Here is a 20,896-nt window from a genome sequence, read left to right on the forward strand (position 1 = left end):
GGTAGCCAGAAACCACTTGAGGCGCAGATTATTGATCGCAGAGCGCACGTCAACCATCTATTTGCCCTTCAGCCTAAACTTACTTTTCCAAAGCTAGACTCACTTTATCACAGCCCCACTCCTGCCTGCCGGTGGCTTCAAAATTAACACTTCTCGGTGTTTAGGCCAGGTTTGTAGTTGGGCTTTAGCCCAAAGGTTCGTAGTTGGGCTTTAGCCGAAAGGTTCGTAGTTGGGCTTTAGCCGAAAGGTTCGTAGTTGGGCTTTAGCCCAAAGGTTCGTAGTTGGGCTTTAGCCCAAAGGTTCGTAGTTGGGCTTTAGCCCAAAGGTTCGTAGTTGGGCTTTAGCCCAAAGTTCGTAGTTGGGCTTTAGCCCAAAAGTTTGTAGTTGGGCTTTAGCCCAAAAGTTTGTAGTTGGGCTTTAGCCCCACCGGCGTGCGGCTGGATATGCCGGCGCAACCCGGCTGCCAGTCCAGCCCCGGGCTTACCTTGCCAATTTTTTGTATAATTATAGCAGAATCACAGCCCGCTGAATCCTCGTGTCCCTATCGCTTATAAGAAAAACCATGAGACGCATCAAAATAATCGTTGAAAAGCATCCAGATGGCTATGTAGCCTGCCCCCTCGGACTCAAAGGGGTTGTGGTGGGTGAGGGGAACACCTACGAAGAAGCCCTAGCCGATGTTAAGTCTGCCATTCGCTGCCATATTGAAACCTTCGGCGAAGGAGTTCTGGAACAAGACTCCCCCGTACTCGAAGCCTTTATCGCTGAAGCCAGTCTCTAAATGCCTAAGTTTCCTACTGATGTTCCCAAAGCAAGCGTTATTAAAACACGCTTAGTTGCAGGGGGCTTAAATCCCGTCGAAAGCTGCTATCCCAAACCAGAGTTCTCATTCTTCTTCATCTAGTAAATCCGCTCTCAAGTCAGCCAGAGTGCCGCGCTTTGCCGTACCGGCATGGCTAGCGGCTAGCGTCTCGGCTGCGTTCTTGGCGATTTCCATGCGCCGCCTTTCAATCCGCCTTTTCTCAATGAGTTCAAATAACAAATCTTGCTCCTCGGTCGAGAGCGCTTCAACACACTCAAGCACAGATTGGAAAGATACTCGGTCACTCATTCGCAGTTCCTGCAACTCCTGGAATCATTATAAACATAAGGGCACCGGCAAGGTGCCCCCACTCACCGGCATTCCCTACGCGCCGACAGATTCCTTCGCCGCGTACATCACCTCAACCGTGATTTGACTGATGCCACGTTCCCGAGCGAACTTCTCGGTGTTGCGCTTCACCTTACCGCGCACAAAACCGGGAACCTTATTCAATTCCGCCTGAGCTTCCTTGTTCCAGCTGAGGTCAGATTCGGCAGAGATTCCCTTTTGGATGACTTCCTTGGTGTCGTGCCCGCCGAAAATTTCCAGCAGGTGGTCTTCCATTCCCAATGTGAAGGAATTGTACGCCAAATCTACGACTTGGTTGGTGCCCTCGTACCCGAGGAAAGGCTTGTACCCAATCGGGAAGTTCTGGATGTGAATCGGTGCGGAAATCACGCCGCAGGGGATATCCAGCCGCTTGCCAACGTGGCGCTCCATTTGGGTGCCAAAAATAGCCGCCGGCTCCACACGAGCGATGGCGTCCCCAATCTGAGTGTGGTCATCTGTAACTAGCACTTCATTGCAATACTCGCTCACCTGCTCGCGGAACCAGTCGGCGTCGTATTTGCAATAAGTGCCGGCCCAAACAACTTGAACTCCCATCTCGCGAGAGAGAATCTTAGTCATCGCCGCCGCGTGGGTGGAGTCGCCAAACACGACAGCCTTCTTGCCGGTTAAGTTCTGGCAGTCAATCGAGCGAGAGAACCAAGCCGCTTGGGAGACAAATAGGGTTTGCTCGTTGATGAATTCTTCGTAATCGACATCCGCCCCTTGCGCGTTAAGCACTTGCTGGATCTTGCGGATGCAGCGAGCCGTTTCCACCACGCCCATCGGGGTGATATCCACATAAGGCATGCCGAATTCTTGCTCCAGGTAGCGAGCCGACATTCCCCCCAATTCCCGATAGGGCACCAGGTTAAACCAGGCGCGAGGCAGGTTCTTCAGGTTGTGGACGGAGGCTCCTTCGGGAATCACCTCGTTGACTTCAATTCCCAAATCTGCCATCAGCCGCTTCAATTCGGTGCAGTCGTGCTGGTTGTGGAAGCCGAGGGTGGAAATGCCGATAATGTTGACGGAAGGTTTTTCGGTTTTGCCTGTTGGCAGTTCGCCCTTTTTGCGGGCTTTTTCGATGTAATACTGGACGATTTGATGCAGGGTGCGGTCGGCGGCTTGCAGTTCGTTCACCCGGTAGTGGTTGACATCCGCCAGCATCACGTCGCCTTTGGCTTCCAGCTGCGCCCGCTCAACGAAGTTTTGCAGGTCTTCTTGCAGGATGCTGGAGGTGCAGGTGGGGGTGAGGACAATCAAATCGGGGTGCTCTTCTCTGTCTTTGCGGGTGATGTTCTCCACCACTCGTTCCTGGGAGCCACGGGCGAGAACGTGCCGGTCTACTATACTGGCTGTCACCGGCGTGAAGTCGCGCTCCCGCTCTAGCATCGAGCGCATGACGTTGAAGTAGTCATCGCCCAGCGGCGCGTGCATAATGGCGTGGACGTTCTTGAAGGAACTGGCAATGCGCAGGGTGCCAATGTGAGCGGGACCGGCATACATCCAGTAAGCCAATTTCATGTCTGTGTTCTCCCTTGTGCGAATCCGTTTCTGATTTTCTCAGACATCACGCCCCTCTGAACACCGGCTGCACCGGCGGGCAAACCCCCCAGCCAATCGCTGAAATTCCCTTGCTGCTTGGGATTCAGCCCGCTACTTTAACAACCGCCGTGTTGTTAAACTGCAACGATTCTTAATTTTTCTCTACATTTTGTTAGAAAGCAGGGGTCAGCTCCACATTGCCGGCGTTGGCTCTGCTATATCACGAGCTGTTCTGCCTGTCAAGAGATTGAAGCTTGTCTGGAGAAATTGCCTGGGGCTTTCATGGAACGCCGGCTCACCAGCTGTGGTTCTCTGCAGCGTTAAGCGCGCTCTTCACGCAACTTGACCGGCGCTAAGCAAGGGGCTTGATAATTTTATGGGATTTATGCTATGATAAGTGTGAAATCGCCGCATGCCGGTGGAAAGAGGTGTCCGGTGAATTTCTGTAGCAACCGCCTCAGGTGTTGAAATATCAAACTCTGTAATTTTTATGACGCAAACCAATGATTCTGGGAGCAAGCGCATCAGGCTAAAACAGCTGGACGCCCTGAGAGCGGTTGCAATTTTATTAGTGATGGGCCGGCATAAATTTGTCAGCGATTTATGGTATCGAATCGGATGGACTGGGGTGGATTTATTTTTCGTACTCAGCGGCTTTCTGGTTTCCGGCTTACTCTTCCAAGAGTACAAGAAATCCGGTCAAATAGACCTGAAAAACTTCTGGATTCGCCGGGGGGCGAGAATCTACCCGCCTTTCTATACTTTAATTGCCGTAACACTCCTCTATAACGCCCTGACCGGCCAGGAGTTTAACCCCGGCTCAGTCGCTTCTGAAATCTTCTTTTTTCAAAATTATTATGGCTCGCCGCTTTGGAACCACACTTGGTACTTAGCAGCCGACCAGCATTTTTATGTAATTTTACTGCCAATCAGTCTGACTTTAATGGTAAAGTTCGCAACAAATAAGTCAGATCCCTTCAAGCCCGCCGTCAAAATTTTGATTGGAATTGCCATCTTGACGCTCGCCCTTCGAGTTGTGACCGCCTTTTCTCTACCCTACACCCATCAAACTCACGTATTTCCGACGCACTTGCGTTTAGATGGGCTAGCGTTTGGGGTGCTGCTCGGGTATTTGCAGGCGTTTCACACGGCCAGATTTTCCAATTTTATTCGGCGGCGGCTCAACTTAATACTCCCTCTCAGTATGCTTTTGATTGTTCCCTGCTTGCTGCTGGAACTTGAAACAAGTAAGTTAGCGCACACCTTGGGGATAACGTTACTGGATCTGGGATTTGGCGGCTTGATAATGTCTCTCCTGTACTGGGAGGAGCCTTTGCCCAAACCCATTGCGAACATCGTCAGTCCGGCGGTTGGGGTTTTAGCCTGGATTGGGTTTAATTCTTACTCGATTTATCTTTGGCACATGCCAGTTGCTAAGTGGGGGATTGACTTGCTCAGGCGTGCCAGCGGGCGGGAGATTCATTTTGTTGTTGAGTTCTGGATTTATTTAGTTGTGAGTGTGGCGCTGGGCATTGCCATGACAAAATTAATTGAAGAGCCGGTGCAAAAGTTGCGCGATCGCTGGTTTCCGAAGCCTCGCAACCTTTAAAAATGTCTGGCTTTATTTGGAATGGGGCGCGGTAAAGCTGTTCAGCAGCCCTTAGCCTGAGCGCTAGCGGCGCGTCAGCGCAATCAGACTGAGGACAAAACACCAAAAGAAAAAGAAAGAAAGCCCATTGATGATTTTTTTTGAGAGGAAGGGAGCCAGCAACCAGTGAGTGCCAAGGGATACCAGCCAAGCTGCTATACAAAACAATAGAATAAAGCTGCCATACTGAGCAATATACCAAACAAATTGCTTGAGGACTTGCTTGGGCGGAGCGTTTTGAGGGCAATTTTCCTGGAGCTGTCTGAAAATGGCCAAGATGGCGACTGCGCTCAACAGGAAGCCGGTCAAGACGGGCCCGCTCAGCCGTTTGTTTTCTAGCGCCCCCCAGTACCCGGGACAAATAGAGACAGCGGCGGCGAGGGAAAATGCGGAGAGAAGGGTGAGAGAGTAGCGCAGCATAATTGTGGGCGTCGGAAGCGTTCAAACTTGATTGTTGTTCAAAGTTATGATTATCCTGTATTATAGAATATGGGCAACCATAAGGAGATAGCAATGCCGGCACAACAAGATTGGGAGTGGCTAGCAGCCGGATCTGAGTATCAAACTGCAGTCGCAGTCCAGCAACTCTTGCAGGAGGGAAAGTGGATGGAAGCCAGCGAGGGACTCTACGCACTAATTGAATCAATGGGAAAATCCAAAAAACTGGCGCTCAAAAGCCAGTTAACTCGGCTGATGACTCATGTTATCAAGTGGAAGTGCCAGCCGGAACGCCGGAGTTCCAGCTGGGCTATAACCATTCTCTCCGCCCGTCAAGAGATTGAAGATGTCCAAGAGGAAGTCCCTAGCTTAAACCGGGATTATCTTGAATCCATCTGGGATAAATGCTTCATTAGAGCTGTGAGAGAAGCTAAGATGGAAATGGGTAGGGACTGTGAGCTAACTTCCCTTTCCTGGGAGGAAGTGTTTGAGGAAGAGTACACCTTAGTGCAGCGGAATTGAAGCGGAGGTCGCCATGCCGGCACAACAAGATTGGGAGTGGCTAGCCGCCGGATCTCACTATCAAACTGCCGTAGCCGTGCGGCAACTTTTAGGAGAGGGACAGTTTATGGAAGCCACTGAGGGTTTAGATGCCCTGATTGAAGCAATGGGAAGAACAGAAAAGCGGGCGCTCAAAAGCCAGCTAATTCGGCTGATGAGTCATGCTATCAAGTGGAAATGCCAGCCAGAACGCCGGTGTTCCAGCTGGGCTATAACCATTCTCTCTGCTCGGAGAGAAATTGAAGATGTCCAAGAGGAAGTTCCTAGCTTGAACCGGGATGCTATTGAATCCATCTGGGATAAATGCTTCAAGGCAGCTGTGAAAGAAGCTGAGATAGAAATGGGTAGGGACTGTGAATTAACTTCCCTTTCCTGGGAGGAAGTGTTTGAGGAAAAGTACAGCTTGGTGAAACGGAATTGAGGGCAACGATGCCACAGGTTGCCAGAAACCCGGTTTCTTTGAGAAACCGGGTTTCTAGCCCAAAGCTTCCCGCTGAATTTGCAGCAATTCTCGAATCCCTTTTTCTGCCAAATCCAGCAGCTCATTGAGCTGGGCGCGGCTAAAACTGCCGGCTTCCGCTGTTCCCTGGACTTCAATAATGCCCAGCCGGTCGTTCATCGCCACATTGAAATCCACGTCAGCGGCGACATCTTCGAGGTAGTTCAGATCTAGGCAAGGCACGCCCTCCAGCAGCCCCACCGAAACAGCAGCCACCTGATGGCAAAGCGGCGAGCGATCCAATTCACCCTGCCGCACCAATTTGTCCATCGCATCCGCCAGCGCCACAAAGCCGGCGGTGATGGAAGTCGTGCGGGTGCCGGCATCCGCCTGCAGCACGTCCGCATCCACAATCACCGTGCGCTCCCCGAGCGCTTTCATATCCAAACACGCCCGCAAGCTGCGCCCAATCAGCCGCTGAATCTCCTGGGTCCGGCCAGAGAGTTTGAGAAACTCCCGCTCTTGGCGTTTCGGTGTCGCCCCGGGGAGCATGCGGTACTCGGCGGTCAGCCACCCCTGTCCCGTCTCTTCCAAAAATTTGGGCACTCCAGGCTGAACTGTGACGGTACACAGCACCTGGGTGTCCCCGCACCGCGCCAAAACCGAACCTGTGGCAAAGCGGGTGAAGTTGTGCTCAAAACTAATCGGACGCAGTTCGTCGGGTTGCCGACCATCAGGACGCTGCCAAGACATGACACTTGCCTCGAAATTCTTACCCAGGATACAGCAGCCGGTGCCAGTGCGAAAACTCTCACAGCGATCTCACACTGATCTCACACTGAAAATTCCACATTCAATGCTTTTAAAATCTCTCGCTCCACCCCCACAGGCGGTTGGTTGCCGTTGATTTTCAGCAGCCGGTGCCGGTAGTCGTAGTATTCCAGGATGGGAATGGTGCGCTCCTCGAACAGATCGAGCCGGCGCTGGACAATCTCTGGCTCGTCGTCGGGGCGCGAGCGGGCGATGGACCGGCTCAGCAAAATGTCTTCCGGGACATCCAGCCAAATCGCCCAGTCCAGCTGCTGTCCCAGCTCGTCGAGCAAAAAGTCCAGCTCCTCCGCTTGGAAAGCGGTGCGGGGGTAGCCATCCAGCAGCCAGCCCTTCGCCGCATCCGGGACCTGCAGTCGCTTCCGGATGAATTCGATCATCGCTGGATCTGGCACGAGCTCTCCTTTTTCTACATAGGGCTCCGCCAGACGCCCCAGTTCGGTTTGCTCCGCTATCGCGTGTCGCAGGATTTCGCCGGTGGAAATCCAGGGGATATTCAGGTGGTAGCACAGCGCATGGGCCTGCGTTCCCTTACCGGCTCCTGGCCCTCCCAGAATTACCAATCTCACAGACAAGCTCCTCTTTCGGTTGCACCCCGCACGAATTGGCCGGATGCAGTGTGGGTAGACCCAATTATTTTAAGCCTCCCGCCTTCCTCCTGCCGGCCCCCCCACACCGCGCCCCCTGCCGGCCCTGCTGCTGGCCCTTTCCGCCAAAAGATACAGATCCGTTTATATATCTAGCGTTAGATGGGGCGAGAATTAGATAATATACACTACAGGTTGTTGCCGGCTCCTCACTCAACCGCCATTTTTGCCCCAAGCAGAGATAGCATCAAGACCCCTCACTCGCTCAAAGTTGCCCTATGGTCGCACAGCTACAAACTCCAGCTCTCACCACTCCCAGTCGCCCGCCCTACACCGTTGAAGGACTCGTGCAAGTCTTCACCGGCACCCACCGCAGCTTTTTTACCAGCGTCATGGCCCAAGCCCTGCGCAAGGCCGGTCAGGGCACGCGCGTACTCGTCGTTCAGTTCCTTAAAGGCGGAATTGGCCAAGGCCACGAGCGTCCCGTCCGCCTGGGGCAGCACTTGGATTGGATTCGCTGCGACACAGACCGCTGCATCGACACCCCCCAGCTGGATGAATTTGAAACCGCCTCCCTGCAAAAATTGTGGCACCACACCCAAAAAGTCCTGTGCCAGGGCAAATATGACCTTGCGGTTCTGGATGAGTTGAGCTTGGCGATTAATTTTGGCCTTATCCCAGAAGCTGAAGTGCTGGCCTTTTTGGAAAAACGCCCCCGTCACCTCGATATCCTCTTAACAGGGCCAGATATGCCGGTCAAGCTTCTGGAAGTGGCAGACCAAATCACCCACATCCGCCGCAGTCACCAGCCATAGAAATTTTTTACCGCAGATTAACCCAGATGAATTTCCTGGATTATCTATAGCGTTTCTTCTATTAGTGAGGTACTGTGAAACCCGGTTTCTTAAAGAAACCGGGTTTCTGGGCCCTAGTTCATCCAACTGAAAACCTCTAGCGCACATCTGCGGTTGCTAAAAGTCCCAAATTAACCGGCTGCGTGTCTGCCTTTTTTCTTACTCCCCCTCTCCCCTTGTGGGAGAGGGGGTTGGGGGGTGAGGGGGCAATAGTGACTGGAATCCACCGGAGAAGATATTAATCGGCGGGACGTCTTCCTTTCTAACCTCAGATGTGGGATTTAGCAGAAACAAAGCTGCTCTTTTAGCTGTTTCTTCAGACAGCTGAATCTGTTTGAGGGTAACTAACCCCTCGCTGATAAAAGAATCTCTCACTTGGGCGCTCCCCCCACTGTTGAACGGCGTTTCGTAAAAAACCTCGTGAATGCCGGCGGAAATAATTAACTTCAAGCAAGACAGACAGGGTTCTAAGGTGACGTAAATACTCCCACCGGCAGTGGGAATCCCGTGTTTTGCCGCTTGCGCTATCGCATTCGCCTCCGCGTGAACAGCGCGAGACGGCATGGTTTTGCTGGCGTCACAGCTGCTCAATCCCGGATAGCAGTATCCCTGCACCGTGCAGTGCGGCGATCCTGCCGGTGCGCCGTTGTAGCCGGTGGCGAGCACCTGCTTATTTTTTACGATCACCGCACCCACCGGAAAGGCTAGGCAAGTTGAGCGAGTTGCGGCGAGTTTCGCCAGCATCAGGAAATACTCATCCCAGGTCGGTCTGGGAAAAAGTGCAGATGTTTCGGGGGGGTTTTGCATGATATAGTGCTTCTCAGGTGGATGAACGTGTTTGCCCAGAAACCCGGTTTCTTAAAGAAACCGGGTTTCTCAGTACCTCACAAAGGATGAGAAACGCTATATTATAGTGCGTCAGGGTTGAATCTGGCAAAACTTCTTACAAACAGTTGTACTGTTAGTCTCTGAAGTGGGGTGCTACCCGCGCCGCCTATCTCCTTGGAAGGCGTGCGCTGCACCAGGGGCGCGGAAGCCACCCAAAGCGCTATGATTATTCTTGAGCCCGCGCCGGCAGGCTTTCCAAGCCCGGAGCGCGTAAAGACGCGACATATCGCGTTTCTACCGTCTGAGGTATGGCAAAAATGAGGTGCCGGTCTACCCCCGACAAAAAGGCCACAAAGAACAAACGCTCGCTAACAGACATGACAATGAGGGTTCATCTTTTATCCCCAGATGCGCAAGTGCCGAGTTACGCCCATGAAACCGATTCAGGCATGGATTTATTTGCCTGTGAAAATGCCCTCATCCATCCGGGGGAAAGCAAGCTAATAGGCACCGGCATCGCCATAGAATTACCCGCCTCTACAGAAGCTCAGATCAGGCCCAGGAGCGGTCTGGCCACCAAGTACGGCATAACTGTACTCAATACTCCTGGCACTGTTGATGAAGGCTACAGGGGGGAAATCAAAGTGCTGCTGATCAATCATTCTAGCGAAGATTTTCAGGTGACCAAGGGAATGAGGATAGCTCAGATGGTTATCGCCCCCGTTTTCCGGCCAAAACTTGAGGTTATAGAAACCGGATTTATTCGGTCTTTTAGCGAGCCGGTGGGAACGTCCAGAGGAGCCAGAGGGTTTGGCTCAACCGGCTTATAATAAAGCCTTCTCTGCCTCCTCCAGACTGCGTTTTTTAGGGAGCTAAGCGAGCTTTTTTCAGCCTTGTTTTTTCATACCATTCAGCCACTTCCGGCATCCACTCCTGGAAATGCGGCCAAATTAGCTCGCAGAGCTTTTGACACTCCAGCTGCGCGTCTGGTTTGGATCGCAAGTCCAGCAGGTGCATGAGAGAGCGGGCATTCATGGACATCACCCAGTGCTGGCGGACATCAAAAGGAATAATCCCCCTGGCGTGTTCTTCTGATATTCCTTCTTCCATCAGCTGCTGGTAGCGGTTAGCCGCTTCCAGACACCACGCTTTGTCGCGCTCGCGCAGATCCTCAGTATAATTATAGCGTTTTCCCTGCCGGTCGCTATAAGAACCCACCGGGCGCAAATAAAAAACTTCCTCAATGTCCCTCAAACCCTGAGCCGCATCTGCGATTCGTTTCCCTGTATAGCGGTTGGATTGAACATCGAAGGAAAGGAGCCGGTGTGTGCGCACCTGCTGCATTACGCTGTGGGGGAAGTAGCCACAATTGAACACTATACTGGGATGTTCCAATGGGCCATAATGCCCCCGCTCTCCCGCTAAAAGGCGCTTCACAATCAGCTCGCCACACAGGGACTCAGGTGGCCAATGTTCGCGCTCGTCAAATACAAATCCCTCACTGTAGTCTTGGTGCAGAGCTGCATAAGTAACTTGGTTCGGATTGGCCGTTTTTGCAATCACTTCTACTCGAAATCTTTCCATTTCACTTCCCTTACTGGCTGACTGCAATGAATTCTCCCATAAAAGGTTACCGTTCTCGGCTTTATGTTGCTCTATTGCAGTCTAATTATAGCCGCTCTATGAAAGTTGAGAACTTCTGTAAATTGTCTGGCTCTTTTACGGACGCCAGCACCAGATAGTGGGTGGCACTAATGGCTAAATCAGCCGCCAGCGAACACTTGCGAGGTTCCGGCGCTCTCCAATCCCCACTAATCAGCACGTCCTCAAGTCCTTTGTAATACTCTGTCATCGCTGCGAAGCAAGCATCGTAACTCCCTATCCCCTCCCACTCCCCAGAACTTTCATATCGCCTCACCAAAAGTCGGGCAGCGGCCTCAAACCCTTGATTATACCAGTAAATTTCTAGAGCGTCAAGGGGAGGGTATAGCTGAATGAAATCTTGGAAGATGGCTTCATAGTGTTCCGCCAAATAGGTCAAATATTTGGTAGAATCTACAGCCAAGTCGCCAACCGTATCCAGGAGAGACTCATCAGAGGTTGTCTTAACTCCCCCCGCAATAATTGCTTCTATCCGGTCGTACTTTCGCGTAATATTCGCGAAAACGCCCAGCACTTCCCCATGCTTCTTCCAGCTGTCCTTATAAACGAGGCTTTTCTTATAGTGGAGTGCGCTCAATTTAGCCAAAATAGCGGCGAACGAGTGCGCCTCAGCCGGTTTGTCCGCCACCGGCTGTTCCCTTTCCCCCCAGAAATACTGGAAATAGTCTCGCTCGCTATCCTGGAGTTTCAGGAAATCTCGACTCTTCAGCTTTCGGGAAAAATACTCGATCGCCCCAAGTCTTTCACATAACGCAGCTGAGCGGGTTTGGTGGCGCGGAAACCAAAAAGATTCACCACCTCTAAGGAACCGTAGCCCCAAGACTGGGCCAAAGTTATACATTTGCGGAGAGTGGGGTCATCTTGTTTTTCATCGGCAATGCTGGGGTTGAGCATCACAAAAACGACTCTTCCTTTGCTGGGTTCCCATTCTCGCCCCAGCAAATAGCGATACTGTCCGGTTGGGTCTTTTTCTGCCCATCTTCTCACAGCCTCCCCTCTTCCCCACCTTTATAAAAATTTATCAAAGCCCCCGCCTCCAATTAAACCAGCCTTCGAGGAAATCTTGCAGGCGGGAATTGCCGGCGAGGCGCAAAGAACGCCACTCGGCGGCGGTAGTGCCGGCAATCTCTGACATCGCTGGCCAGATGTGGGGCATATCTGCAATCGCCCCTATTTTAATCTTTTGCCGCACCGCCAGAGCGATGCTGTGAATTAGCTCACCGGCATCCGCCCCCACGACAGTCGCGCCCAGAATTTCCCCATTGCGGCGCACAGCGATTTTGCAAAAGCCAGTAGTTTCCCCGCGCAGCTGTGCTTTCGCCACCGTCTTGAAATATTGCCGCAGCACCATGACATCCCTCCCGTACCGGCTGGTTGCTTGCGCTTCCGTCAGCCCAACCCTGGCCACCTGCGGATCTGTGAAAATCGCCCTGGGAATCCCGCGATAATCCACTTTAAACACCGGCAAAAACAGCGCGTTCTTAAGGGCCACACCGGCTTCATACTGGGCCACATGGGGCTGCGCTCCCCCACCCTTGGCATCGCCGCAAGCGTAGATGCGAGGGTTGGTGGTTTGCAGTTTTTGGTTGAGCTCAATACCGCGCCGGTGCAACTTAACCCCCACCGACTCCAAGTTCAAAAATGCCACATCGGGGATCTCACCGGAGCTTAGCAAAATTTCATCCCCTTCCAGGGCGAAGTTTCCGGCTTGAACCCACTTTTTGCCCTCGATAAGCCTAGCTTGGGTTGCCTCAGTATTGGTGAGGACGCGCACCCCCTCTGCTTCCAGCTGCGCCTGCACCAGCAGCGCTGCTTCTGGGTCTTCGTGCGGTAAAATATGGGGGCTTTTCACTACTAGGGTGACGCTGCTGCCCAAGCGAGCGAACGTCTGGGCGAGTTCGGTGCCGGTGGGAGCGCCGCCGATGACAATTAAGCTTTGCGGTAAGCTTTGCTGCAGCTGTTTGGTCTTTGCCAGTTGGCAGAGGGTTTCGGCTGTCAGGTAGCCGGTGGCGGACAGCCCTTCAATTTCTGGCACCGCCGGCTTGCTGCCGGTGGCCAGCAGGTAGGTGCGGGCGCGAATTCGCCGGTCTGTGACTTCAAAACCGAGGTGGGGTTTCGGATAGAATTGACCGGCACTGGCAATCACATCGACTCCCAGGGAGGCTAAAACTGCCGGTGAGTGCATTTCTCCCAAGTTGGAGGCCACACCTGCCGCCCACTCCAGGGCTTCGCTGAACCTGACTGAGATTTCCTCGGGTGCCGGTGCGTTTTCCAGCTGGGTGGAGTGGATGCCAAATTGGTGCGCGTGCGCCAGTCGCTGCGCTACCGAGCTGACTTCGGTGAGCGCTTTGCCGCACAGCCCGCGATAGATTTCCTCAAAGCTATCACTCCCGGGCGCAGAAAGTGTCACCAGGGCAACGCGGGCTTTCAGGGAAGCAGCTGCAGCTGCGGCGTATAAACCGGCAGGACTGCTGCCAATAATTGCCAGATCGTAGTCAACTGCCATGTTTTGCTTTTAGACTGCTTAAAGCGATTTTAGTTTTTTTATTGAACCGCCAAGACGCAGAGGACGCGCCCGAGAGTGTGGCAAACAAGAGTGGGGAATAGCCCCCTCCCCGCTAGCGGGGAGGGGGTTGGGGGTGGGGTTCTCCGCATCCCCAGTCTGACAGGACTTCGGCGAGCCCTTCTAGCAAGCGCTGGTTATCGCCAAAAGAGCGAACGGCAACTCGAAAGTAGCGCTCGCCGAGTTCGGGAAAGCTGAGGCAGTCGCGGATGAGAATCTGTTTGCGCCTGAGCAATTTTTGCTGCAGTTGGGAAGTGGGGTGCTCGGATTCAACAAGTAAGAAATTGGCCGCACCGGCATGCGGTCGCAAACCGGGCAATTTTGCCAGCCCCTCAAACAGCTGCCGGCGTGCCGGCTTGAGCCACTCCCAGGTTTTCTGCTGGAAGCCGGTATCGAGCAGTGCGGCGGCACCGGCTGCTGCCGCTAGGGCGTTCACTGGCCAGGGGTCCCGCCTCTGCTGCCACTGCCGCAGCCGGTCGGGGTGGGCGGCGCAGTACCCCAGGCGCAGTCCAGGCAGGCTGTAGAATTTGGTCACGGAGCGCAGCACCACTAAATTGGGGAACTCTGGGACTGCGCTCACCAAGCTTTGCTCCTCGGAAGGCGGCAGAAAATCCATAAACGCTTCATCTACCACCACCAGGGCAAATTGCTCTAGATATGGTATAATATCTTTTTTTAAAAAGAGCTGGCCGGTGGGGTTGTGCGGGTTGTTGAGCAGGAGGGCCGGTGCGCCCCCATGCAGGCGGACAGGTGCCGGTGGCAATATCTGGCGGATGTCTCCCACTGGGGGAGGCAGTGGCTGGCCCGGAGCGGTCCCGCCCTCCCGGGGGGGGGCTCCTGCGCGCGCAGGGGTGCCGGTACTCGGCGAGCGCTGACACCGGCTTTCTTGAGAGCTGGCCAAGGACAGGGGGCACTCAATGGCACTGACGCTGAACGCCTTGAGGGCCCGCCAGTAGTCCCCGAAGGCCGGTGTTACCAAATAAGTCTCTGCCAGTTGGGATAAATCCCAGCCCGCCCAGGTGAGCAGTTCTGCCGAGCCATTCCCGGGCAGAATCCACTCCGGCGGCAGCTGGTGCAGCTGGCCCAGCACCGCCCGCAGTTCCTGATAGTCCGGGTCGGGATAGGCTCTCAGGTCGCACAAGTGGGCTTGAATCGCCGCCAGCGCGGACTCAGGAGGCCCCAGGGGGCTGATACTGGCAGAGAAATCGAGAATAGCCTCGGGGGGACAGCCGGCAATAGCCGCTGCCCAGGTTAAATTCCCCCCATGAGCCGGTCTGTTCAAGGATTGCTAGGGCGCAGGGCGACAGACTAGGATTCCGGCGCGACCTTTTCTTTGAACAGTTTGCCGGCGGAGAACGCCGGCACCTTTGTCGCCGGGATTTCCATTTTATCGCCGGTTTTGGGATTGCGACCCTCACGGGCTTTGCGCTCGCGGGACTCAAACGAGCCAAAGCCAACCAAAGTCACCTTGTCGCCCTCGGAAACGGCATCCATGATTGCTTCCAAGGCAGCGGTGAGCACAGCATCGGCTTGCTTTTTGGTCACACTGGCCTTTTCGGCAACCACATCAACTAATTCGCCCTTGTTCATATCTAAGCACCATTACTGTTGTGGGTTAAATATCACTTTGCGTTTTCAGCTAGTGATAGCTGGGCCTGAGTCTGGCCTTTGAAATTTTCGCCCCAAATGGCTGAAAATCTCTCAGACTCTAGCTTTCACTGCATTATTCTAAAGGTTGCTCGCCGGATATGGAAGCCTGAAAGCCTTAATTTATGTCGATCGGCGTCAAAATCCCCACGCAGCACCAGGCCGAGTGCCCAGAAAAGCCTGTCCGGGGCGCTGCGGGAAGCAATGCTGTACCGCCCAGGCAAGTTTTTTCCCGCCAGATCCTCTGCCGGCCTGCAGGGCTGATACTCCCCAGAAATACTCCTTTAGTGGTAGAAGAACCGAGATGGCCTGCTGTTGGGGCTCACCCCAAATCTCTCTGGCACAGGGAAAGGCTGTCACTTGCCCCACCCCCACTCCAGGTACCGGCACCCCCAACCCGCCCAAAACGCGGAGCCAAATCCTCCGTCCGCACGGGAAAAGGTATTATAGCATAAACACAATGTTCTGTCAAGGAATTGGCAGCTGCTGCCTCAAGTTCCCGGGGATTTTGAAACCCGGTTCCTGCAAGAAACCGGGTTTTTGGGCTGGGGCGGTGGCGGCCTTCGGGCTAGGGGTTAGGACTGTTGCCGGTGGGCAAACCTTGCCGCTGGATGAGCGGGCGCACGTCTCGCCCTGGCGTGTAGCCGTAGCCAAACGGAGAGCGCTCCGAGTCATCGATAATCTGTGGCGTCATCACTACAATCACTTCAGCCCGGTTGTTGGTTCTATTCGTCCTTCGGAACAGCGCCCCAATGATGGGCAGATCGCCTAGGATGGGGACTTTGGTAACATTCGTCCTGTCCTGTTCCTGAATGATGCCAGAGAGGATTAAGGTCTGGCCATCTCGCAGGCGAATCTCTCCAGAGCTAAGGGATCGCTCGGCGAGCAAAGCGATTGTAGTGCCGCCAAAACTTTCTGTATCGGCAATTGAGGTCACCTTGGGCGTTACGTTTAAGGTGATAAAACCGTTGTCGTCAATCCGCTGAACCTGAACGCCGAGGATTAAACCTGCCTTTGTAATCGTTGCTGTTGTTGTCGTGGTTGATTGAGTGGCGGTAGCGTTGACTTGTGTTTGGACGTTGCCAATCACATCCTGAGTCAGGTTGACTTGAGCCTGCTGCCCTTCTTGCACAACCAGAGTCGGGTCAGTAAGAATTTTAGCATTGCCACTGACAACTTCAGCCTGCAATAGCGAGAGAAATCTCTTGGGATATCGGATAAAAGGAAACATCCCAGCAGTCGCCGAGCCAGCAGTGTCCGCTTCTCCCGGAGTGTAAGTCGCAATACCCGGGCTGTAGGGATTCTCTGTGACAGGGGCGCGAGGGTCGAGAATCAGGCCCGTAGTCCCACCGGGCCCGGTGAACGGGACGGCGGTCAAACCGTTTGTATTTACGAAAGGTTCTTGCGTTGCGAGTGGATTGGCTGTAATGGGTGGGCTGAGTGGGGTACTGGTCGCTGCAGTTCTGCTGGGTGGATTGAGCCCGCCGAAATTGACGGCAGCTGAGCCCCCATCATTGACAAAGAAACTGTCGCCAACCCCGAATGAAAAGCTGCTGTTGTAGTTATCTTGTGACGACAAGTTGACGTCAATAATCTTAACATTCACCGCCACTTGACGCCGGCGCAGGTCGAGCTGCACCAGTTGCGCGGAAGCAATTTCTACCTGACGCCTGGGCCCGACTACCGTGACGGTATTGAGCCGCTCATCCACCAGCACCTGCAGCCCCCGCAACACCGGCTGCACGTTGACTGTAGGGGGAGCTGTCAGAGGCTCAATCCGGGTCGCCACCCGGGTGCTGGTTCGCGTAATCGCCTGGTCAGTTCCTTGAATCGGAACCGCTGTGACCTGAGTTTCTTCTTGCGTGGTGGTCACGGAGCTTTCCGCACCCATACTGGCCAAAAAGCCGGCGGCCTGTCGGGCACCCACTTGGTTCATGCGGAAGGTGCGAATCACCACATCGCGAAGTTCGTTGGGCAGCCGGGTGCCGACAAAAATTGTCCGCCCAATGCGGTTGGCTTGCAAGCCACTCAGCCGCAGGACGTAGTTGAAAACATCCTGCACCGGCTCATTTTCAATATCCAGAGAAATCCTCGGCCCCTCTGCGCCGGCAGCCGCCTGAGCCGCCTGAGCGGGCTGGCCGGGCTGGCCGGGCTGAGCTGACGTATCTCCGCTAAAAGCGATATTCAGACCGGCAGCTCTCACCAGCAGCGACAGCACCTCTCGCACCGGCGCATCCCGCAACACCAAGCGGGGCACCCGCTCATTTGTCCCCAAATCCAGTGTGCTTCCAGAGCTGTCCGTGGTGGAAATAGCAATATCGCCCACCGGCGGCGCTATCGCCCGAGGCAGCAAAGGCGGCGCTGCAGAGGGGCTGGCAGCCAAGGGCGGCACGCTCCCTGGAGCAGCTGGCATGCCGTCAATGGTTACTTCTGGGTTGGGAACCATCACACTGGGCGATGAGGGCAGCGGTTGGCTCGGAGCGGCTGGCCTTGGGGGCGGCGGGACTTGCGCCGGTGGCCCTGGAGGGATGGCGGGGAGGCCGGCACTTGGCGGGCGGGGCGGAACTGGGGATGCTGCTGCCGTGCCGTTTCCGGGGCTGAAGCCAAACAGAATCCCCCGGGCGTCCCGTCCGACAATTTGGCCGGCAGGCGGGCTGCCGGTGCCGGTGACGGTGACTCTGATGCTGTTGGCATCCAGCTGACTGACCGCGATTGAAGCGATGCCGGGGTAGGGGTTATCTTGACGGAACGCATTGCCCTGTGCTAAGCGCAACTGCGTGTTGATCACGTCTGCCACCAAATCGTTGCCGCGAACCACCGTAAAAATCTGAGGGCGCTCGCCGTTCTCCGTTTGCAAAAAAACCTCAACGCCCTGATTGGTTTGCCTGACTTGCACCCCTGTCACTTGCGTGGGGGCTGCCGCAGCCGCCGCTTGCGCCACTAGAACCGCACCCCCCCCCAACAGCAGAAAAGCCAATTCCTGATACTTTCTCACCGTTCCCTCCTCATGTCACCCAATCAAACAAACATAACTGACTGAGCTGTTTTATAGCATTTTGCTGTTTCGACCCACCAACCCCTCCCCCACACAAGGCCGGATTTATCCGGTCTCTACAGCAGTCACCGCCCAATAAATCCGGGCTCTAGAATATCCTCTCCCGCTCCCAGGCTGCCGGTGCTCTGTCTGCGGACTGATTCCGGACTACTTTTTCTTTTCGGCGGGCGCTGGTTTCGCAGCGCTTTCCTCCGGCGATTTCGGCACGATAGCCAGGAGATCGAAGGTGGTTTTGAGCGTTGGGTCGCTCAGGCCCTGCACTTTGCCTTCCGGCGTCACCAGCAGCTCCAGGGTTTGTTCGTCCACCTGCGAGTCGAATTTCCCCATCACCAGCAGGGGCTCCAACCGCTCAATATTGCGGATAACCGACTGGATTTCAGCGAAGGTGCCTTCCACCTCCAGCGAAACTGACAGGGATTGAAACCCTTGCAGGTTCCCCGCTGGTGCCGGTTTGCCATCCTTGGTAAACAGCGCCTGCGAGAGGGTGCTGTCTGCCGGTTTGTAATTTTTCAGCTTGGCTCCGCTCTCCCTAACGAGCTTGTTAATATCTAACAGCAGCGTATCTAAGGTTTTCTCCTCACCCAACAGGGCTTCAACCTGTGTTTTTAGCTGTTTTTCCCTGTCCCGATTCGCCTCGGCTTCTTGCTTCTTTGACTGCCCAATTTTCAGTCCAGCAATTAGTTGCTCTTTCGCCTTAATATCATCGTTCAGTTTTCCCTGAGCTTCCTGCGCCGGCTGCAGCAGGTACATGAACATAGCCACAGCGGCTGCCAGTCCAGCAACGGCGGCCAGCCCCCCCATCAGGGTTGGCGTTAGTTGAATGCCAAATAACCCACCTTTACTAGCCTCTTGTTCGCCGCTCTCGGCTCCATAATACTCTTCACTGACTGTCATGGAAGATCGACCCCCTTATTTTGCAGTGTTTCAACGCGACTCGCCAGTCCAATTGCTCCGGTGCGCGTCAACTCTCCGACAAGCTGGGAAGCCAAAGTCTTGTTGACCCCCACTTCAATCTTGTAATTCACCACTGTTGGCAGTTCCAGTTTGGGGGGCTGTGCCGGCGCTGCCTGTGTTTTCTCCTTGGGGTCAGGCACTGCCACCTTTAAGGAATTATCCACCAAATTCGCTTCAACCAGTTTCACCTCGCTGGCATTCAAGAATGGAGACTGCTTGAGAGTTAGCATAAAATCATTCACCTCGTCAAACGATTTGGCTGTGCCTGAAAGCTGAATCTTTTGTTTAAAGAATTGCCAGTTGACCTCTGCTGGTGGGGGGCCCGGTGGGGGGGCTGCCGGTGGGGGGGCGCTGCCTGCTGGAGCACCGCCTGCTGGAGCACCGCCTGCTGGGGTGGCCGCTGGTGTTGGGCTGGGGGCTGGTGTTGGGGGAGCGGCGGCTTTTGGCGCTGCGGCTGCGGTTTTGCTGAATTCTTCGTCTGCCGTTACCGTCTGCTGTAGCATCGAGACTTGAACCCCAGACGGAACCCGCTCGCGAATATCTTGGAAGATCGCGGAGATCGGCTTGATGGAGGTATTGAACAGCGTGGCCAATCCCTGGGTCTGGGCCTTAATTTGATCGGCCTCCGCTTGGATGGCTTTAATTTCCTGATCCTTGGTCGTCCACCCTTTCAACTCCCCGTCCAGACGGGCTAGCTGTTCCTGCAATTCTTGATTTTTACTCTGGGTCACGAACCACCAACCGCCCACCACCGCCGGCAGGAACACGCCAACGGCCACCCCCGCAAACAGGGGGATCGGGTCGGCCACCTTGACCCCGCCACCCTTCTTGGGGATAACTTTTACTTGGGGCTTGTAGTCGGGGCGGTCATTGAGAAAATTAATCTCTACGCTGTACATTGCCTTACACCTCCCGCAGTCCTAAACCTAATACAACCCCTAATCCCGCTCGCTGCGCCGGGGTCATTTCATCGCCCACCTCCACAGACAGGCTTTCTACTGGATCTACCGCAGAAGTGGGCATGCTCAACCGCTGCATGAAAAACTCATCCAGCTGTCCCAAGGCCGATCCTGGCCCTGCCAGCAGCAGCTGGGCTACCTCTAACTCTTCGCTCTGATTGAGATAGAAATCAATCGACCGGCGGATTTCATCCGCTAGCTCTCCTAACATTTTCAGCATGGCAGCCGTACCGGGGTTCGTTCCTCCCATTGTACCCAGTCCTGAGGTGTCTGCCGGCGTCACGGGAATGGTCATCCCCGCCAGCAGGTCGGTGTTTCTCGTGGGCGGCAAGTTCATCGCTTTCGAGAGGGCGGCCTGAATTTGGTAAGTGCCGATGGGAATCGTGCGAGAAAACTGCGGGATTCCCTCCACCACAATGGCAATCTCTGTGCTCTCAAATTGAATATCTGCAATCACAGCGGCCTCTTGCGGTGTGAACTGCTCGAGTTGCTGCCGAATCGTCCGCAGCAGGGCAAAACTGGTCACCTCTATGACATCGAGCCCTAACCCAGCTTCTTTAAAAATATTTATATAGATATCGGTAATTTCTCTGCGGGTGGCAACCAGGAGCACCTGCACCTTCTCAATCCCATCTTCATCGACGAACAGCCCCAGTTTTTGGAAGTCCACATCCGCTTCCTCGCGGGGGAATGGCAAATACAGCCCCGCTTCCTGGTTCATGTAGTCCCGCATATCTTGATCGCTGAGTTCCGCCGGCACCGGAATCAAGCGGATCACAGCCTCTCTGCCCGGAATCGCCGTAGCCACCTGCTTGAGCTTGATTTTGTTCTCTGCCAGGGCTTCCACGATCAGGTTGGCCACTGCCGGCGCGTCAGTAATCTGGCCTTCTTGAAAGAGGCCCTCTGGAACGTCCACCGAGATGAAGGTGGCCAATTTGTAGCCCTGACCGTGCTTGCGCAACTGGGCAATATTAATCCTGTCCGGAGCGATCTCCACAGCGAGCCCTTGCTTTTTTTTGGCAAATAGTTTTTTTAAGGCGTTAACCACGGCTTTGTCCCTTGAGCAATATCAGGGTGACTTGGGCTGAGAGAAAATAACACCGGCACCAGTACGGGTGCTTGCCCGTTGCGCCCCGGCG

23 protein-coding genes are annotated in these 20,896 nt (G+C 54.6%); 6 read left to right on the forward strand and 17 right to left on the reverse strand.

Annotation, left to right across the window (positions count from 1 at the left end; all coding sequences use genetic code 11):
- Positions 1-562: 562 nt before the first annotated feature.
- Positions 563-781 (forward strand): type II toxin-antitoxin system HicB family antitoxin, encoded by a 219-nt coding sequence (locus OSC10802_RS0105785; protein WP_017715838.1) that lies wholly within the window; start codon positions 563-565, stop codon positions 779-781.
- A gap of 105 nt (positions 782-886) precedes the next feature.
- Here the strand turns inward: OSC10802_RS0105785 and OSC10802_RS0105790 are convergent, their stop codons facing one another.
- Both OSC10802_RS0105790 and bchB read right to left on the reverse strand, forming a co-directional pair.
- A complete protein-coding gene (locus OSC10802_RS0105790) occupies positions 887-1,111 on the reverse strand; it encodes a hypothetical protein (RefSeq protein WP_017715839.1) in 225 nt (74 codons plus the stop codon).
- A gap of 75 nt (positions 1,112-1,186) precedes the next feature.
- Positions 1,187-2,713: a ferredoxin:protochlorophyllide reductase (ATP-dependent) subunit B gene (bchB, locus tag OSC10802_RS0105795; protein ID WP_017715840.1), complete on the reverse strand. Its 1,527-nt coding sequence runs from the start codon at positions 2,711-2,713 to the stop codon at positions 1,187-1,189.
- Between the two features lie 511 nt (positions 2,714-3,224).
- On the opposite strand from bchB, the gene OSC10802_RS0105800 reads away from it, so the two are divergent.
- Positions 3,225-4,343: an acyltransferase family protein gene (locus tag OSC10802_RS0105800; RefSeq protein ID WP_017715841.1), complete on the forward strand. Its 1,119-nt coding sequence runs from the start codon at positions 3,225-3,227 to the stop codon at positions 4,341-4,343.
- A gap of 63 nt (positions 4,344-4,406) precedes the next feature.
- Here OSC10802_RS0105800 and OSC10802_RS0105805 read toward each other — a convergent pair whose 3' ends face one another.
- Entirely contained in the window at positions 4,407-4,802 is a 396-nt protein-coding gene (locus tag OSC10802_RS0105805; RefSeq protein ID WP_017715842.1) for a hypothetical protein, read from the reverse strand.
- A gap of 93 nt (positions 4,803-4,895) precedes the next feature.
- Here OSC10802_RS0105805 and OSC10802_RS0105810 point away from each other — a divergent pair, with 93 nt between their 5' ends.
- Both OSC10802_RS0105810 and OSC10802_RS0105815 read left to right on the forward strand, forming a co-directional pair.
- Positions 4,896-5,342, forward strand: a complete 447-nt coding sequence (locus OSC10802_RS0105810) for a DUF29 domain-containing protein (protein ID WP_044170513.1) — start codon at positions 4,896-4,898, stop codon at positions 5,340-5,342.
- Positions 5,343-5,355: 13 nt separating this feature from the next.
- On the forward strand, positions 5,356-5,802 hold the full coding sequence (locus OSC10802_RS0105815; protein WP_017715844.1) for a DUF29 domain-containing protein: 447 nt from the start codon (positions 5,356-5,358) through the stop codon (positions 5,800-5,802).
- 54 nt (positions 5,803-5,856) lie between these two features.
- Here the strand turns inward: OSC10802_RS0105815 and rph are convergent, their stop codons facing one another.
- Positions 5,857-6,573: a ribonuclease PH gene (gene rph, locus OSC10802_RS0105820; protein ID WP_017715845.1), complete on the reverse strand. Its 717-nt coding sequence runs from the start codon at positions 6,571-6,573 to the stop codon at positions 5,857-5,859.
- Positions 6,574-6,653: 80 nt separating this feature from the next.
- A complete protein-coding gene (locus OSC10802_RS0105825) occupies positions 6,654-7,217 on the reverse strand; it encodes an adenylate kinase (protein WP_017715846.1) in 564 nt (187 codons plus the stop codon).
- A gap of 296 nt (positions 7,218-7,513) precedes the next feature.
- Between OSC10802_RS0105825 and OSC10802_RS0105830 the strand changes: the two genes are divergently transcribed.
- On the forward strand, positions 7,514-8,050 hold the full coding sequence (locus OSC10802_RS0105830) for a P-loop NTPase family protein (protein ID WP_017715847.1): 537 nt from the start codon (positions 7,514-7,516) through the stop codon (positions 8,048-8,050).
- Between the two features lie 198 nt (positions 8,051-8,248).
- Here OSC10802_RS0105830 and OSC10802_RS0105835 read toward each other — a convergent pair whose 3' ends face one another.
- Positions 8,249-8,896 carry a deoxycytidylate deaminase gene (locus OSC10802_RS0105835; protein ID WP_017715848.1) on the reverse strand — a complete coding sequence of 216 codons (648 nt, stop codon included), beginning with the start codon at positions 8,894-8,896 and terminating at the stop codon, positions 8,249-8,251.
- Between the two features lie 247 nt (positions 8,897-9,143).
- On the reverse strand, positions 9,144-9,296 hold the full coding sequence (locus tag OSC10802_RS48925) for a hypothetical protein (RefSeq protein WP_017715849.1): 153 nt from the start codon (positions 9,294-9,296) through the stop codon (positions 9,144-9,146).
- Here OSC10802_RS48925 and dut point away from each other — a divergent pair.
- Positions 9,295-9,747 (forward strand): dUTP diphosphatase, encoded by a 453-nt coding sequence (gene dut / locus OSC10802_RS0105845; RefSeq protein ID WP_017715850.1) that lies wholly within the window; start codon positions 9,295-9,297, stop codon positions 9,745-9,747. The genes OSC10802_RS48925 and dut overlap by 2 nt on opposite strands.
- A gap of 34 nt (positions 9,748-9,781) precedes the next feature.
- Here the strand turns inward: dut and thyX are convergent, their stop codons facing one another.
- The 10 genes from thyX to pilM form a co-directional block, all read right to left on the reverse strand.
- Positions 9,782-10,501, reverse strand: coding sequence for an FAD-dependent thymidylate synthase (gene thyX / locus OSC10802_RS0105850; RefSeq protein WP_017715851.1), 720 nt, complete (start codon positions 10,499-10,501; stop codon positions 9,782-9,784).
- A gap of 85 nt (positions 10,502-10,586) precedes the next feature.
- Positions 10,587-11,207, reverse strand: coding sequence for a hypothetical protein (locus tag OSC10802_RS0105855; protein WP_017715852.1), 621 nt, complete (start codon positions 11,205-11,207; stop codon positions 10,587-10,589).
- Between the two features lie 77 nt (positions 11,208-11,284).
- A complete protein-coding gene (locus OSC10802_RS38835; RefSeq protein ID WP_017715853.1) occupies positions 11,285-11,566 on the reverse strand; it encodes a DUF1643 domain-containing protein in 282 nt (93 codons plus the stop codon).
- A 34-nt stretch (positions 11,567-11,600) separates the two neighbouring features.
- The gene (locus OSC10802_RS0105865; protein ID WP_017715854.1) at positions 11,601-13,085 is read right to left on the reverse strand and encodes a dihydrolipoyl dehydrogenase family protein; all 1,485 of its coding nucleotides are present in this window, start codon (positions 13,083-13,085) and stop codon (positions 11,601-11,603) included.
- Positions 13,086-13,197: 112 nt separating this feature from the next.
- The gene (cobD, locus tag OSC10802_RS0105870; RefSeq protein ID WP_017715855.1) at positions 13,198-14,424 is read right to left on the reverse strand and encodes a threonine-phosphate decarboxylase CobD; all 1,227 of its coding nucleotides are present in this window, start codon (positions 14,422-14,424) and stop codon (positions 13,198-13,200) included.
- Between the two features lie 26 nt (positions 14,425-14,450).
- Positions 14,451-14,732, reverse strand: coding sequence for a non-specific DNA-binding protein Hbs (hbs, locus tag OSC10802_RS0105875; RefSeq protein WP_017715856.1), 282 nt, complete (start codon positions 14,730-14,732; stop codon positions 14,451-14,453).
- Between the two features lie 625 nt (positions 14,733-15,357).
- The gene (locus tag OSC10802_RS0105885; RefSeq protein ID WP_026098207.1) at positions 15,358-17,784 is read right to left on the reverse strand and encodes a type IV pilus secretin family protein; all 2,427 of its coding nucleotides are present in this window, start codon (positions 17,782-17,784) and stop codon (positions 15,358-15,360) included.
- A 207-nt stretch (positions 17,785-17,991) separates the two neighbouring features.
- Positions 17,992-18,738: a type IV pilus inner membrane component PilO gene (locus OSC10802_RS0105890; RefSeq protein ID WP_017715858.1), complete on the reverse strand. Its 747-nt coding sequence runs from the start codon at positions 18,736-18,738 to the stop codon at positions 17,992-17,994.
- On the reverse strand, positions 18,735-19,697 hold the full coding sequence (locus tag OSC10802_RS0105895; protein WP_017715859.1) for a PilN domain-containing protein: 963 nt from the start codon (positions 19,695-19,697) through the stop codon (positions 18,735-18,737). The genes OSC10802_RS0105890 and OSC10802_RS0105895 overlap by 4 nt, the downstream gene beginning before the upstream one ends.
- A gap of 4 nt (positions 19,698-19,701) precedes the next feature.
- Positions 19,702-20,805 carry a type IV pilus assembly protein PilM gene (pilM, locus tag OSC10802_RS0105900; RefSeq protein ID WP_017715860.1) on the reverse strand — a complete coding sequence of 368 codons (1,104 nt, stop codon included), beginning with the start codon at positions 20,803-20,805 and terminating at the stop codon, positions 19,702-19,704.
- Positions 20,806-20,896: the final 91 nt, after the last annotated feature.

It is taken from the genome of Kamptonema formosum PCC 10802 (genome assembly GCF_000332335.1).
In the GTDB taxonomy this organism is placed as follows: Bacteria; Cyanobacteriota; Cyanobacteriia; order Cyanobacteriales; family Oscillatoriaceae; genus Oscillatoria.

Bases quoted from the DNA above. Each gene is read 5' to 3' on its own strand.
- OSC10802_RS0105895 (WP_017715859.1), bottom strand. From the start codon at position 19,697: ATGTACAGCGTAGAGATTAATTTTCTCAATGACCGCCCCGACTACAAG.
- OSC10802_RS0105815 (WP_017715844.1), top strand. From the start codon at position 5,356: ATGCCGGCACAACAAGATTGGGAGTGGCTAGCCGCCGGATCTCACTAT.
- OSC10802_RS0105835 (WP_017715848.1), bottom strand. From the start codon at position 8,896: ATGCAAAACCCCCCCGAAACATCTGCACTTTTTCCCAGACCGACCTGG.
- thyX (WP_017715851.1), bottom strand. From the start codon at position 10,501: ATGGAAAGATTTCGAGTAGAAGTGATTGCAAAAACGGCCAATCCGAAC.
- OSC10802_RS0105830 (WP_017715847.1), top strand. From the start codon at position 7,514: ATGGTCGCACAGCTACAAACTCCAGCTCTCACCACTCCCAGTCGCCCG.
- OSC10802_RS48925 (WP_017715849.1), bottom strand. From the start codon at position 9,296: ATGTCTGTTAGCGAGCGTTTGTTCTTTGTGGCCTTTTTGTCGGGGGTA.
- OSC10802_RS0105805 (WP_017715842.1), bottom strand. From the start codon at position 4,802: ATGCTGCGCTACTCTCTCACCCTTCTCTCCGCATTTTCCCTCGCCGCC.
- hbs (WP_017715856.1), bottom strand. From the start codon at position 14,732: ATGAACAAGGGCGAATTAGTTGATGTGGTTGCCGAAAAGGCCAGTGTG.
- OSC10802_RS0105790 (WP_017715839.1), bottom strand. From the start codon at position 1,111: ATGAGTGACCGAGTATCTTTCCAATCTGTGCTTGAGTGTGTTGAAGCG.
- OSC10802_RS0105785 (WP_017715838.1), top strand. From the start codon at position 563: ATGAGACGCATCAAAATAATCGTTGAAAAGCATCCAGATGGCTATGTA.
- OSC10802_RS0105810 (WP_044170513.1), top strand. From the start codon at position 4,896: ATGCCGGCACAACAAGATTGGGAGTGGCTAGCAGCCGGATCTGAGTAT.
- OSC10802_RS0105890 (WP_017715858.1), bottom strand. From the start codon at position 18,738: ATGACAGTCAGTGAAGAGTATTATGGAGCCGAGAGCGGCGAACAAGAG.
- OSC10802_RS0105865 (WP_017715854.1), bottom strand. From the start codon at position 13,085: ATGGCAGTTGACTACGATCTGGCAATTATTGGCAGCAGTCCTGCCGGT.
- rph (WP_017715845.1), bottom strand. From the start codon at position 6,573: ATGTCTTGGCAGCGTCCTGATGGTCGGCAACCCGACGAACTGCGTCCG.
- OSC10802_RS0105800 (WP_017715841.1), top strand. From the start codon at position 3,225: ATGACGCAAACCAATGATTCTGGGAGCAAGCGCATCAGGCTAAAACAG.
- dut (WP_017715850.1), top strand. From the start codon at position 9,295: ATGACAATGAGGGTTCATCTTTTATCCCCAGATGCGCAAGTGCCGAGT.
- bchB (WP_017715840.1), bottom strand. From the start codon at position 2,713: ATGAAATTGGCTTACTGGATGTATGCCGGTCCCGCTCACATTGGCACC.